The following is a 13,870-nucleotide window of genomic DNA, read 5'->3' on the forward strand; positions in this document are numbered from 1 at the left end:
CAAAAACCTTAATTATTGCCTTTTGTTACCATTTCTATTTCAAAGCTATTTATATACATACCGTAAGGGTTGCTATCAGTGCTTCGCTCCAGGCTAAAATCTCCGTTTGCTTTTATCCTTACTATTCCGCTCTCGCTTCTATATTTTCCCAAAGCTAGGATATAAGAATTTGTAGCTACTTTTATACTTATATCGATTTTATAGGTGTTTTCGTTATACTCAAAAGAGTTGATTTGATAATTAACTATATTGATATATTCAGGTAGCTTGTCGGTCGCTATTGCGTTTATAAGCCACTGCAAATAGCTAACAAATTGTCCTACTGCGTCTTTATTTTCTTTGTTTAAAAAGTGCAAATAAATATCGCCTAAATTTTTTGAGTTTTCCAAAATGTTTTTATAGTTTTGTATATTTGTTTTGTTAAAGCCGTCCGTAAGCATAAATCTACTGGCTATAAAATTATTCACAAAAATACTAACCGCAAATTGCTTTAAATACTCTGCCTTTAACGGTGTCTTAACAACCTTGATCGCTCTTCCGTCTGTTGTTGTTAAGACTACTTTACTATTGTTTTCATAAATAGTTTGCTCCAACTTCTTCATTTGTCCGTTTATACTGCTTAACTGGTAAGCAAATACCAGCAAAGCTATAATCATACCCCAAAAGATATATTTCCAGTTTTTACCGAAAAACATCTCGCATTTAAACGATAAGCTTTCTTCTCTCATACCTAAAACCTCTTACTTTCTGTTATTTTTTTACTTGTTTTATAACTTTTTTCTTTTCTAAGCCAACTATTAAATTTTTCTTTCTGCATAGCTCTTTAATCTCTTCATCTGATAGATTTTCAAGACTTGCCACAAAATCGTTATATTCTGCGCCATATCCGAATTTACAATAAAAATCCTCTGTTAAAGCGTCTATATAATCTTGTATTTGGCTCATTTTATACCTCACTCGCAAATTTTAAACTGGTTACAAAAGTTATCTTTTTCCGTTCTGTTAAAAAATAGCACTTTTAATTTGTCTTTATCCACGCTATACACTAAGTTAGCTTTCTTCAAAATTTCTTCGTTCTTGCTATTCTTTTCAAGGCTTATAGTAAGAATTTGCCTATTGCTATCTACCTTTGACGGTAAAGAAGTTGTTGTATCTCTTACCGCACTATAAACGCTATTTTTTGAATTTAAAGGGTCTTTAGCTCTCTTTTCAGGGTTTGGATTTGTAGGCAAAACACCAAATTTGCCAAAGATTTCAGATAAATTTAAAGGCTTTTCAATTTTACTAGGCTGAATTTCAATCTTTAAATTTCCGAATTCATCTAGTCTTTGCCACACTTTCGGATAAGTAATATAGCTCTTTTCTACAAGATACTTGCCGATTTCATAGGCTTTGATCTCGTCTTTGTATCTTGCAAGAATTTTCTTAGCCTCTTCCAATGCGTCTTCTACGCCCTTTTCGTAGCCTTGCTGATAACCAGCGTCTAAACCTCTTTGATAAAAAAACTCTTCTGCCTCATTGCTTGCAAAACAAAGCGTAGCCATTGCAAGCGGTGCTAAAATTAGTGATTTTTTCATTGTATTTTTTCTCCGTTTCTGTCTATTACTAAATCGATATAAATTTTACTTCCGCCTACTATCTCGTAAAGATATGGCAGGTCTTTTTTAAACACGTCCGCCGTTGTTTTTACTATCCCCGAAACAATATCAATACCAGCTTTTGTAATATAATCTACTGCATTTGGCTTCTCTGTATTTTCAACTTGTATCGGTGCTACATAGCTATCTCCTGATGAATTGCCTACATTAACGTATTCTACTTTTCTTTGCTTCCTGCTTGCCTCTAGCTGTTTTAAATAGTCGCTTGACTGCGTTTTAAATACCTCTGCCGTTTCGCTAGTTGAAGTTAAAGCTATTTCCGATAGTTTCCTATCGTTTGCATAAGTTGCTACGTTGTAGCTCGTTCTTGCCTCATTTAATACCCTACTTGTAATAACTCTATATCTCCAGTTCTTAAACTCTATATAGGCTGGGTCATATATCAAAGTTAAAGCCTCGTTAATAGGTGTTAAATTTCCAAAGATTTCAATATGTCCGATATTTGTATTGCAAATAAAACGCCCTGCGCTCGGTTGCTTGCCGATCATAATATTATCTCTTACTAGGCAATAACCGCTAACGGTCATATTACTATCTGCCTTAGCTATCGCTTGGCTTATATCCTTAGTTAAATTTTCATCAACTATATTTATTAAATTTGCCTTTTTAAACGCAACTTCCTTGTTGTTTTGAGTTCTGTTAAAAAGTATATAGTTGTAAATCGCTTCTTGTCTGTAATGCTCGCCTTGCCTATTTTCCGCATAATTTGCGCTAGTGTTTTCTTTAACTACTTTTTTACCGTATGCGCTACTCTCAACTATATTGCTACTCTCCGTATTAGCAAAAGCTCCAGTAAGTAAAACCATAAAAATTAAAGCTATCTTTTTCATTTTTTAGCCTTGTTTGCTACATCTAAACCGCTTTGCCATAAATTAACTGGTGTCGGGCTAGGGTTAATGATTTCTTGATAATTTTCCTCTGTTTTTTGTTGCTCTTTGAATACGCTTATACTTTCATCGTTTGAATTCTTATCGCTAAAAATCATCTTTGCATAGTCGTTAAAATCTTCCAAAAGCTCTTTATCAATCTCTCCGCTTTGCTTAAATTGATAGTTTCTAGGTATTTTTGTTTCTGTTTGACTTGGTAAAGGGTTAGTTTGCACTTTTCCGCTACAACCTACCAAAACAAAAGCAAAAAGAGTTATAAAAATTAAATTCTTCATCTTTAGCCCTTTATTTTATAAACTTTACTTCGCTTTTTTTCAAATAGTAATCGTAGTTATACGCTTTTACAAATTCTTCTTTATTTACAGTTATCGTAGTGCTGTATTTAATCCTTGACATATCGGTTATGCCTACTTTCTTCATCTTCTCGCCGTCTATAACGAAAACGTCCGTCTTATTCTTTGTAGGCAAGAAATATATATTTTTAAACGGCTCTTTCTCGGTAATTACTGGATTTTTCTTTTCGGTTATGATCGGCGTTCCGATAGTTACTATTGCTTCGTTTTGCTCGGTTAAATACTCGCTCCTTTTTATAGCCCCCTCAACTATATTGCGTTTTTGGATATAAAAACTTCTGTCAAGTATAGGTGTTACCGTTTTTACCTTGTCGTTGTTTTTCTCTTTTTGTATCTTTAACCCTAAAATTCTCTCCAGCTTATCTTTAGCCTGCTCTTGGTCGGCTTGTCTGTTATAACTGCCAAAATATAGCTTTTCATCTGAATAGCCTAAGTCCGTAAAACCGTTTGCAAACGCTATGAATTGCGCTAAAAGTATCTCGTTTGTGCTTAATTTTTCAGTGTTTGTGTATAGCAAATACTTTGATTTATAGTTTAAATCACGGTTAAAATTTGAGCCGTTAATCAGCTCTAATCTAACCGCCTCAACTGCCGTTTCAAAACCCTTTTTAAAGTCCATTTCTCCAGCAAATAAAAGACTTGCTAAAGCTACACTAATTAAACCTACCTTTTTCATTTTGTTTTATCTCCTATGAAATTTAATATTATTTTTTCGTTGTTTTTGTCTTTTAAGGTAACGCTACTATTTGTAACATCGCCTATCTTAAAGCCTAAAATTTTATCGCCCTCGTAAAAATTTCTACCCTGAAAAACAAAGTAGTTATTTTTCATTTTGATATTTTCTTTCAAGGTATCAAGGCTATTTTTTTCTTTTTGCTCCTGCTTTTTAGCTTCAAGCTCTGCTAATTCCTGCTCTTTTTTTAGCCTCTCTTGCTCTTCGGTTGTTTGTTGCTTTTCTATCTCTTCTTGAATTTGTGATTTTTCCTTATATTCTTCAGCTTTTTTGATATATTCTTTAACCGCTTCTTCATCTAATAGATTTTTTGGCTCGTTATTCTTGCCGATCGCCTCTTTGTTTATCAAAGTGGGCGGTGCTAAATTTATATCGCCTGCTTGCGCCTGCTTACTCTGCGCTTGCTCTGTGTTTATAGTAGCTTGTGCTTGCTCTTCATCTCCTATATTTGAAAACAAAAAGAAAAGCCCTAAAAAGCTAAAAATAAGTAGTGCCAAAAGTATTAGTAACTGCTTATTGCTACCGCTCTTTTTCTTAGTAAGATTAGCCTTTACCTCTACTTTTTCTTTATTGTCCGATTTCATCTGTATTTGTGCCATTTTAAAAATCCTCGTCCTGATTAAAAATTACTCTATTCATTCCTGCTTTATCTGCCAAAATATTTAAAAAATCTGTGTGATTTGATAATAAATTAGCGTTTGCTTCAAAACCGCCTTTTAAATTTTCTATATCCTCTTGCATAGTGTTTTCTTTTTTGTGTATATCGCTCATTGCTTCCGCAAGGTATTTAGCAACCGTATTTAAATCCTTTTTTAAGTCTGCTATGCTCTGTGCCAAGCAATTCAGTTTTTCTTCCAAAACCTTATCTTCCATTACCTAAGCCCTTATAATACGTTTCCTACATCAACCCTATAAATACTTCCATTTATAAAGTTTCCGCCAAATTTAGGGTCTTTGATTATGCGATAAGTTATGCCGTCAATATCTATGTAGTTATATTTTTTATCGGGATATTTGCCATAAATTAAAACGTAGTAATCGATTACTTGTAGATCGTCAAGTCTAGCTACATTTTTGTAATCGATTACTAAATTTAACTTCTCGTCCGTTGTGGCTCTGTTGTATCTCTCAATTAAGAAATTTGCTACAAAATTACGCTCGTCAAGGCTATAAATAACGGTTAAATTCGCTATTTTAAAGTCTTTCTTAACTCTAAGTAAAATTGTGTTTTGCTCGTATTTTAAAGTGATAGGCTCTTGCGATATATCTACACTGCTTATCACGCTTCCAGCTGGCAATAAAATCGTAGTAGTAAAGTAAGGGTGTGTTGTAAGTTTATCAACCGTGCTTACTGGCTTACTTACTGGTTTATAATTTACTATGCTTTCGTCAAATTCATCAAAGACTTCTCTTAGCTCGTCATCTTTCTTTTGAAGTTGCTTGATTTCGTCTTTTTCTATACCTAAGTAAAACTGATTGATTTTTAAATCTGTATTAGCTCCGCCGTCCTGATAAAATTCTTGATCGTTTTGCGACTTGAAATTCTGTGGGCTTAAAGGGTTTTTTGAGTTATCCGCTCCAAAAACCAAACTTGCTAAAACCAAACTCGACAAGATTACCTTATTCATTTACTCTCTCCAAAATTATATGTGATACTGTGATATTGTTGTTTTTAACTGAATAAACAGTTTTATTCAGATCAAAAACAAAACTGTAAAAAATTACAAACAAGAAAAAATACTTCATAGCAAAAGGCACACTCAAGAAAAAATAATCCATAGCAAAAACCACGTTATCTAAAAAGAAAAAACCGCTTACTAAAAATAGAAAAAATGCGATATAAGATAACGTTTTTTTGCCGTAAAAAACTAAAGTAGCAAGGATTAGCCCTGCGGTATATTGAAAAAATTTAGCCTGCGTAAATACAAAATCATATTTATTAAAGACAAGTCCAAACAATAAAATAACCGGTAAAAATTTAATTGCCAAAAAATAAGCTTTGTTAAATTTCTTTAGCTGGTAAATTTTGCCCTCTGCGTTTTTAAGCTCCATATTTGATAAATCAATAGTTACATCTTGCTTATTTTGGCGCATAAACCAAAAGAGATAAGGAAAACTAGAAAATAATACGCTATTCACTCTTTATCTCCTTAAATTTCGATAAATAGCTCTTTTTGAGCCGTAATTCTATTTATGGACTTCTCCGCACTTTTAACAATAGGTATGATTAAATCTATCGCCTCGAATACGTCTTGCCTTGTAAGCTCTTCTTTGGTAAGCCTTATAAATGCGAGCCTTTTTAAAAAACTCTCTATCTCTGCTGGCGTATATGGAAATCTGTTTGATTGATTTACAAAAGACCTATATTTGCTCTCCATCTCCGCAATTAAATCCTCTATATTGAAAATATCAAACAAAATTTCAAGCCCAAATTTTTTCACATAAATTCTAAGAATATCTTTTGCACTCTCTGCCGTAGGCAAATTTACAAAAAATAGCTCGTCAAAACGCCCACGCCTTAGCAAAGCTGGCTGATTATCGATTATGGTATTTAGGTCGTTTGCTGTTGCAAAAATCATAATCTGTAAGTCCTTGTATTCGCTTCCTCTGTCGCCTAAAGCCGATAAAATCGTCATTAACCTACCAGTTAGCGGATCATCGGCTTTGCCTATCATTTTCTCGATTTCATCGATAAGAAGTATAAATTTTTCGTTTTGTGAGTTAAGATACTCAAAAACTTCATTTAGCCTATTTATAGGCTCTCCGCTCTCTTTAAGTGCTTCAAGGTTCAGCATTATTAGCGGTCTTTTAAGCTCTCCAGCAAGGCAAGTCGGAAAAAACGTCTTACCAGTTCCAGGAATTCCAACTAAAAATATACCTTTTGGCTTAAATCCGTTTTCTTCGGCTACTTTTAACTGCTCTACATAGCTTTTTAGCCTCTCCGCTCCGCCAACGTCCGACAACTTATAAGGGCTATCAATAACGCTAATGCCTAGCCTATCTTGCAATACTTTAGCCTTATTTAAATTTGCTAAATAATCTTGCGTAGTTAAAACGTTATAAAGGTTATTTGCCCTAATTTCTATAAAGAATTCTTTATATTTTTCAGGCAATCTGTAAGGCGCAATAAAAACAATACCACGCTTAGTTTTTAAAACTGTTTGTATATCTTCTTCGGTCGGATATAAACTGCAATCTAACTTTAGATATTCACTTATTAAATCGCTGTAATTATAAAAAATAATATCTTTAGCAACTATCCAAACATAACCCAAAAAATCATCATTAAAGCTTAATTTATCATCGCAAAATTTCTTAATAAAATCCGTTGCGATTTTATTGTCTTCTTGTGTTCTTAGCATCGTTTTTGCCCTCTTCGTTTGAATTTAAAATATCATCTACGCTTAAATTAGCTAGTATCTCTCTTTTAACATCGTTGCCGACTTTTGCGTCATCTAGTATCTTATTTAGCTCTTCAATACTCTTATTTTTTATATCTCTTTCTTCCAGCATTATACCATTTTTTTTAGATAAAGTGTCATTTTCTTTAATTAAAGTGCTTTTTTCTTGAATTAAATAGTTATTTTCTTTAGCTTCATTTAAATTATTTTTAGTGTTAAAACCCTTTAAAAGCTCGACTATTTCATCATTTTTCTTCTCTAAATTTTGATTTTGTGTCTTTAAAAGTTCTAAAAATTCTTTATTCTTCTTCTCCAGCTCTTCATTTTTGGCTTGAAGTCTTAAAATAATCTCGTCTTGTGATGATAACTCTTCGTCTTTTTGAGCTATGATTTCTAAATACTTCTCGCTATCCCTCTTGTGAGCTTCATTAACACGCTTAAAGCTATCGTTAAATTCCGCCTGCATTTTTGATAAACTACTTTTCGCTTCGTTCTTAACTGCCTCTAGCTGTTCGGTGTGTTTCTCTCTTTCTAGGTTAAATTCATTGACCTTAGTTTGCATAGTGCTTTTTAGGCTAGTGATAGTTTCTTCTCGCTTTGTGATTTCGTTGTTTTTGTCTTCAACTTGATTACTTAATTCAGTGCTTTTAGCCTTTTCTTCTACAAGCTCATTTTTTAATAAATTTACGTTCAGTATATCTTTAGTCAAAAGTGCGCTTGCTATATTTACGGTGTGTTCTTCGTTCCTATATTTTTGCTTAATGTAGTTAATACTCTCATATATAGTCATACCCTCGTTAATCTTGTTTTGCATTTCTATATATGCACTTTCGGCTTCTTTCCTTGATTTTTCAAGGCGCATTTTTAGCTTTTCAAGCTCTTTTTGCTCGTAAATTTCGATACTCTTATTTACAAATTCATCTACTCCAGCCGATCTTAACCCCTGATTAATAGGCTGAATTCTAATCTCTGTGTTGCCCTCTTTTAATACTTCGGCTTCTGTGCTATCTGCATTTAAGCTTTGTCTAGTGGCTGAATTTTCCTGCTTAATCTCTTGTTTAGCCTGCTCTTTGGCTATGCTTTGAGTTATTACGCCCTCTTTTTCGGCTTCTATCTTCTCTGCTACGCCTAAAATTTTACTTGCTGTTGTGATAAATTCTTTCTTTGTATCTCCAAATATAGCCTCGTTCTTAAAGTCTATATTGTGCGCTTTAGCCAGTTCATAGCAAAGCCCACTAAGAATAAAATTGTTATCCTTAGCTTGTTGAAAATTATCGCTCATTGTTATACTATTTCGGGCTTTTAATATCGCTATTCTCTCGTTCTCGTCAAAAATTCCCCTGCGGTTATAGATAAAGGTTAATTCGTTGTTTTCATTGTCAAAATCCCTAAAATCAATAAAGCTTCGGCTATTAAATTGTAAAAACGTATTAATTAGCTCTTGTGTATTATCGGTATCGTTCTTTAGGGTTATCTTTGAATAATCTTCAAGTTCAAGAGGCTTTAAATTTCTATTGCCTAAAGAGGCTCTTAGCCTAAAATCGAAATTTCCTATATCTTTCCTCACGGCTTCGGCAAAGTCCAGTAAAAACTGATCCGACTTTTCCGATAGCTCTTTTATATTAGAGGCTTTAAAGTCATAATCTAGGTTATGTTTTCTCATATAGTCGTTAAAATCTTGCTCTGTTCCGCTCCAGTATTGCAAAAAAGCTCTATAAGGCTTTTGTGTCAAATTCAAGATGTTTAAATCTTGCAAAGTCGCATTTTCTATACTTACAGTTATCATTTTCATACTCCTTTTATTGTCTTCTTGCTCTTCTTCTTTGCGTAGCTCTCTCGCTCCAGTCGCTTAAAAGCTCTTCTGTTGTTTTATGCCTATTTTCTAACGCCATTGTCCTTTTGCTAGTCGATTTTTTTATCTCGTTTTTGTAACCAAAATCTATGATATTTAAATCTCTTAGCTCTTTTTTCATAATATCTACAAAGCTATCTTTTAAGCTTCTTATATCTGCGATTAAGTCTTTTACGGTGTCTAAAACCGCTCTCTTATGCTCTGTTATCTGTTCTATGCGCTCTTGCTCTTTAACTTCATCATCTGTTTTTTTAACTCTTAAATTCTGTGCTTCTTCCGTTCTATAAGCCGGTATATGATTATTCATCAAAGCACTGCCTAAGCTATCTTCATAACCTCTTTGTATTAAAAAATCGGCTATTATTATCTGTGCTTCTTCTGCATTAGTTCCTACGTATTGAATATGCGGGCTATTGATTTCTCGGTCTTGTAAATGTAGCTCTACAATTCCCTTTAAATCGTGTCTTGCTAGTTCCTCTTGTAGTGCCTTTAAAAAGTCTTTAATTTCGCTATAAACAATATTTCTGCACCATATATTCGCCGTTTTAACCTCTCCGAATTGCTCTAAATAGGCTAATAAATTTGTGCGTAGCTCTTTAGCTCCAGTCATAGTTTTTTCAGGGTTTCTACGATTATCAACTAATTTTTTTATAGCTTCTTCAAACCATTTTCGGCTTTTGTCGTCTTCGATTAAAAGCAAGGCTGTTTCCGCCTCTCTTAAAAGACTTCTGCTATTAACCCCTCTTGCTGATTGCACCATTTTTAACGTCTTTTTATATTCAAATTTGTGTTATGCTGTGTGCTTGTTTCTTTAGCTTTAGCTTCGGTCTTATTCATTAAAAAGTTTGCGTTTAGCTCTTTACCCTGATTGTTAATTGCATTTTTAATATCTTTCATATTCTCTTCAAAGTTTTCAGGGCTGATCTGCTTTATTTGCTCCTGAAAACTCTTAGTTTCTAAAATTTTATTGTCAAGCTCTTTGCCTACTTCCCTATGCTTTTCTATCTCTTCTAAAATTTTATCTATCGCTTGCTCTAATTCAGGATTATTTACCTTGTTTTCTTCTTCTCCGAAAATCTGCTTTTTAATCTCTTCTTTGTTTATCATATCTTGCATAATGAAGTTTAAAACGCCTATAATTGCCTTAGTCGATAGCATATCGTTACTATCAGCCTTTAAATCTCTTAGTAAATTACTTCTACTTCTTTTTCGCTCTTCTAAGTTGTTTTGGTAGTTCATCTTAAATCTCCTTTGGATTAAAAAATACCTAAAAATTTCTTCCTGCGATTTCTCTTATAAAAGTCGTCTAATTGCTTTTGCACTTGCTCGACTAGCCTTTTCTCTCTTTCTTGTAAATCATCAAATATAGCTTTTCTTTCGGTATCACTTATACTAGCTCCAGCGTTTGAGTTACCAAAACTTTTTAAGGCTTTGTTTTGCTCTTCTATCTTGCTAAATTTCTCTTCAAGCTCCGTAAATCGTTCGTCCAGTCCGTTAATCTCATTGATTAAACTTTCAAGCACCTTAGTTACTCTTGAATTTTCGTTTTTAAAGTGCTTAGTCATAGTATTTAGGTCAATTCTCGTGCTTTTAACAGTCTTGCCAAGTTCCGCAAGGCTATTTACAACTTCTTCCATAACGTCCATTTTATCGCTCCTTTTGAGTTATAAATTTTCTAATATATACCTTTTGAAAAAAGGATCATATATTAGAAAAATAGGCTTTTCTTTCGCCTTTTTAATTTTTAAAATCATATTTTCTTTTTCAAGACTGGATAGCAAGAAAAATAAATTTGACTTAACTAAATTTTCCTCCGTATAAATCAGTGTGTAAGGGTTTTCGCCTTTTGCTATTTTTAGTAAAATTTGTGATATATACTTGCGCCCTTTAATCGCTCGCATTTGTAACATAAAGATATATTTGTTTTGATGATATACTTCATCTACTGCGCTCATTATTGCTTTATCGTCTATCTTCTCGTGCTTATTTAGTATTATTTCTCTGCAAACACTGCCGACATAATAAGGCATATTATTAGTATTTTCGATAATTAATTTAATACTAGCTTCGCTAATTTCTAAATCGCTCTCTTTAAATTCATCTTTAATAAATTTTGCAATCTCTTGATCTTGCAAGCGTGGCAAGGTAAAGACATTTGCAAAATCAAACAATATGCTTTTTTTATTCTCAAACATATCAACCCAAAAAGGGCTATTTACATTTAGGCAAAAAATTACACTCCTTTGATTTCCAAAAACGCTGTTTAAAACGCTATTAAGCTCTTGTTTGTTTGTGCTTTGGATTTTCTCTATCTCGTCAAAATCATCAATCAATACGAAAATTTGCTTATTTCTGCTTTTTGCTTCGTATAGCAAAGCTTTAAAAATTCCCTCTAGCCTCTCCAGGCTATCGGCTCGTTTGCTCTCAAAATCTACGTTTAAAACTGTTCTCATTTCGTTTTTAAGCTTTAAAAAAAAATCATCAAGGCTAAAAATAAACTCAAATTTCAAGAAAATCACTATTTTACTACTACTTAAATCATCTCTTATTTGCTCTAAAAAAACGGATTTTCCAAAAAATTGAGGTGCGTATATGGCTACGCTTTTACCGATTAAAAGGGTTTGTATTATCTCGCTTTTTAGTTGCTGTCTATCTATATATTCTTCCATTTTCTTTACATTTACTTTGAGATTTTTATAATTATAGCTAAAAAGTTATGTATTGTTACATAACTTTTTAAAAATCCTTGTCATCGCTTGAGGGTATATCAAATAAGCTCGGCTCTGCCTTTGTTTTGCTAATTTTTGCAAGCTCTATCTTAAGTCTTAGCCTCTCATTTTCAGCCTCTATTTTTTCTTTCTCTGCTAACTCTGCTTGCATTTTTAGCTTTAAAATTTTAATTTCCGAAACGTCCGCAGTATCTGTGATTGTTTCGTTTTTTGGTATTGTTTTGTTTTGTGGTATTTCTTTTATATCTTCTTCAATAGGTTTAGCTTCTATAATTTCGGGATTTGATTTTCTAATTTTCTCAACTTCTTCTAAAATCATATCTTTATGCTCGATAAGCTGTCCGATATAATCGTCCTTATCGTCTATATATTCAGTTTCTACGCCAAAAGTTTTTTTACCATTAACAAAATCATACTCGACAAGCATACGTAATTTATTGATATTTACCCACTTACCTTTGCCAAAATAATATGGATTAATCATATAAACAGAACTTCTTTTATTATTTTTTTCTCTTAGCAAAACATTATTTTTCACTAAATTTGTGATTAAAGGATTGATAGAACTAGGATTAAGCCCAACTTTTGCAGCTATTTTATCTTTAATTTCTTTCACTAAAACAATTGTGTTTGATCGTGAAATTTCAGATAAAATGCCAAATAATAATTTACTAGCACCACCACTAACATTAGCAATAAAGCCTATATCTTGAGTAAAAGTCATAAAAAAATCGGGAGTTTGAGGTATTTTAGTAGTCGAAATTTCTTCGGTTGATAAAACTTCTCCAGTTACATTATCTATTTTTGTGTTTGTAGCTTGAGTTATAATAGTCTTAGTATTATTCATAACTTATCCTTTAAGTATAACCATAATGTTAATTTAATGAAAATGTTAAGTAATTATATCATATAAATTATTGATTACATAATGATTTTATTAAATTAATGAAAATGTTAAGTAATTACGCTAAAATCGAAGAAAATAACTTAATATATATTCCATTATGCTTAATATATATTCCATTATGCTTAATATATATTCCATTATGCTTAATATATATTAAGTTACAATTTCTATTAAGTAGGCTATTTAAGTCCGACAGCAACGAGGTTTTAAAGGGTTTAAAATTCTTTTTTTATTTACTTTTTCTATATTATATTAATGCAGTTAAATTTGTTCTAAAAAACTTGAAAAAATTTGATCCGACAGTTAAATTTTTTCAAAAAGATTAAAATTTTGATACAATATGAATTCTTTTTTATTGAGATTAGGCTGTATTGCAAATTTGATAGCTTGACAAATACAGCCTATATATTAATAAAAATTTATATAAAAATAAACAATACTTCCATACAATAAAGCTGTTATTATAGATATTATTATAGCTGGTAATTTTTTTAAAAAGCTAACATCAAACAAATCTTCGTCCTTGTGAAATGAAGCTTTAGAATACATAAGCACAAAAACAAAAGCTCCTATTATTAGACTAATAATTATTCCAAAAAAATGATTAGTCATATTAAATCCTTACTACATAATCCAACTATGATTATTATACTATACATTAACTTATATTTATCTTAAACTATAACTTATCTTTTAAGATAAATACATTTATACTAATTAATAAATAACTTTTTACTAAAAGTAATCAAATTTAACAAATCACAATATATTTATATTTATCCTAAAAGATAACTTTATTTATACTATGATATAATCATTACTATATTTATACTAAATTATTACTATATTTATACTAATCTTATATTTATAGTTTTATTTATAATCATCTTTTAAATATATTTACAGTATAATTTTATTTATTTCTTAGTATTTCTTAAATATATAATTAGTAACTTCTTGCTAAATTTTGATTTAGCTTGCCAAATTTTAGATCGGCTAGCTAAATTTAAGAGGTAAAATCAGTAAATACATTTATAAGATTACTATAAGATAACTAAATCTATATTGTATATTTACTAAGTTTTCAATATATAATTATTAAATATTAAATATATGATTACTAAATTATTACTATACTATAACTACATTATTATTATAGTTATCTTATATGAATATTAAGTTAAGAATTATCTAAGCAATATAAAACTAACCTTAACTTTAAGACTTCTATAAGCTCCATTTAGACTAGCTCACGCTTTAGAATTGTTTAAGTTTAGACTAGCGAAACGCTGGGTGCATAGGACACGCCAGCACTGCCAGCTTTTCAGCGTTTCAGAGCAAGCACGGCGG

At 31.6% G+C, this 13,870-nt stretch carries 18 protein-coding genes; all 18 read right to left on the bottom strand.

Annotation, left to right across the window (positions count from 1 at the left end):
• Nucleotides 1-8: 8 nt before the first annotated feature.
• The 18 genes from CORI_RS10440 to CORI_RS10525 all read right to left on the bottom strand — a co-directional run bounded on the left by CORI_RS10440 (nt 9) and on the right by CORI_RS10525 (nt 13,132).
• A complete protein-coding gene (locus CORI_RS10440) occupies nt 9-728 on the bottom strand; it encodes a hypothetical protein (RefSeq protein ID WP_173032031.1) in 720 nt (239 codons plus the stop codon).
• 22 nt (nt 729-750) lie between these two features.
• Nucleotides 751-945 (bottom strand): hypothetical protein, encoded by a 195-nt coding sequence (locus tag CORI_RS10445; protein WP_173032032.1) that lies wholly within the window; start codon nt 943-945, stop codon nt 751-753.
• Between the two features lie 8 nt (nt 946-953).
• The gene (locus CORI_RS10450; protein WP_173032033.1) at nt 954-1,577 is read right to left on the bottom strand and encodes a hypothetical protein; all 624 of its coding nucleotides are present in this window, start codon (nt 1,575-1,577) and stop codon (nt 954-956) included.
• Nucleotides 1,574-2,488, bottom strand: a complete 915-nt coding sequence (locus tag CORI_RS10455) for a hypothetical protein (RefSeq protein ID WP_173032034.1) — start codon at nt 2,486-2,488, stop codon at nt 1,574-1,576. The genes CORI_RS10450 and CORI_RS10455 overlap by 4 nt, the downstream gene beginning before the upstream one ends.
• Entirely contained in the window at nt 2,485-2,820 is a 336-nt protein-coding gene (locus tag CORI_RS10460; RefSeq protein WP_173032035.1) for a hypothetical protein, read from the bottom strand. Before CORI_RS10460 ends, CORI_RS10455 begins: the two co-directional genes overlap by 4 nt.
• A 10-nt stretch (nt 2,821-2,830) precedes the next feature.
• Nucleotides 2,831-3,574: a hypothetical protein gene (locus CORI_RS10465; RefSeq protein ID WP_173032036.1), complete on the bottom strand. Its 744-nt coding sequence runs from the start codon at nt 3,572-3,574 to the stop codon at nt 2,831-2,833.
• Nucleotides 3,571-4,230, bottom strand: a complete 660-nt coding sequence (locus CORI_RS10470; protein WP_173032037.1) for a hypothetical protein — start codon at nt 4,228-4,230, stop codon at nt 3,571-3,573. Before CORI_RS10470 ends, CORI_RS10465 begins: the two co-directional genes overlap by 4 nt.
• Before the next feature lies 1 nt (nt 4,231).
• Entirely contained in the window at nt 4,232-4,504 is a 273-nt protein-coding gene (locus CORI_RS10475) for a hypothetical protein (protein ID WP_173032038.1), read from the bottom strand.
• Between the two features lie 11 nt (nt 4,505-4,515).
• The gene (locus CORI_RS10480) at nt 4,516-5,259 is read right to left on the bottom strand and encodes a hypothetical protein (protein ID WP_173032039.1); all 744 of its coding nucleotides are present in this window, start codon (nt 5,257-5,259) and stop codon (nt 4,516-4,518) included.
• The gene (locus CORI_RS10485; RefSeq protein ID WP_173032040.1) at nt 5,252-5,770 is read right to left on the bottom strand and encodes a hypothetical protein; all 519 of its coding nucleotides are present in this window, start codon (nt 5,768-5,770) and stop codon (nt 5,252-5,254) included. The genes CORI_RS10480 and CORI_RS10485 overlap by 8 nt, the downstream gene beginning before the upstream one ends.
• A gap of 11 nt (nt 5,771-5,781) precedes the next feature.
• A complete protein-coding gene (locus CORI_RS10490) occupies nt 5,782-6,993 on the bottom strand; it encodes an ATP-binding protein (protein WP_173032041.1) in 1,212 nt (403 codons plus the stop codon).
• Nucleotides 6,968-8,818, bottom strand: a complete 1,851-nt coding sequence (locus tag CORI_RS10495) for a hypothetical protein (RefSeq protein WP_173032042.1) — start codon at nt 8,816-8,818, stop codon at nt 6,968-6,970. The genes CORI_RS10490 and CORI_RS10495 overlap by 26 nt, the downstream gene beginning before the upstream one ends.
• A 13-nt stretch (nt 8,819-8,831) precedes the next feature.
• Nucleotides 8,832-9,641, bottom strand: coding sequence for a hypothetical protein (locus CORI_RS10500; RefSeq protein ID WP_216842257.1), 810 nt, complete (start codon nt 9,639-9,641; stop codon nt 8,832-8,834).
• A gap of 5 nt (nt 9,642-9,646) precedes the next feature.
• Complete coding sequence (locus CORI_RS10505) at nt 9,647-10,123, bottom strand: hypothetical protein (protein ID WP_173032044.1); 477 nt, start codon at nt 10,121-10,123, stop codon at nt 9,647-9,649.
• Between the two features lie 17 nt (nt 10,124-10,140).
• Nucleotides 10,141-10,530 carry a hypothetical protein gene (locus CORI_RS10510; protein ID WP_173032045.1) on the bottom strand — a complete coding sequence of 130 codons (390 nt, stop codon included), beginning with the start codon at nt 10,528-10,530 and terminating at the stop codon, nt 10,141-10,143.
• An 18-nt stretch (nt 10,531-10,548) separates the two neighbouring features.
• Nucleotides 10,549-11,553 carry a hypothetical protein gene (locus CORI_RS10515; RefSeq protein WP_173032046.1) on the bottom strand — a complete coding sequence of 335 codons (1,005 nt, stop codon included), beginning with the start codon at nt 11,551-11,553 and terminating at the stop codon, nt 10,549-10,551.
• A gap of 67 nt (nt 11,554-11,620) precedes the next feature.
• On the bottom strand, nt 11,621-12,460 hold the full coding sequence (locus CORI_RS10520; protein ID WP_173032047.1) for a hypothetical protein: 840 nt from the start codon (nt 12,458-12,460) through the stop codon (nt 11,621-11,623).
• Nucleotides 12,461-12,928: 468 nt separating this feature from the next.
• Nucleotides 12,929-13,132, bottom strand: coding sequence for a hypothetical protein (locus CORI_RS10525; protein WP_173032048.1), 204 nt, complete (start codon nt 13,130-13,132; stop codon nt 12,929-12,931).
• Nucleotides 13,133-13,870: the final 738 nt, after the last annotated feature.

The sequence above is a fragment of the Campylobacter sp. CCUG 57310 genome, from assembly GCF_013201975.1.
Lineage (GTDB): Bacteria > Campylobacterota > Campylobacteria > Campylobacterales > Campylobacteraceae > Campylobacter_A > Campylobacter_A canis.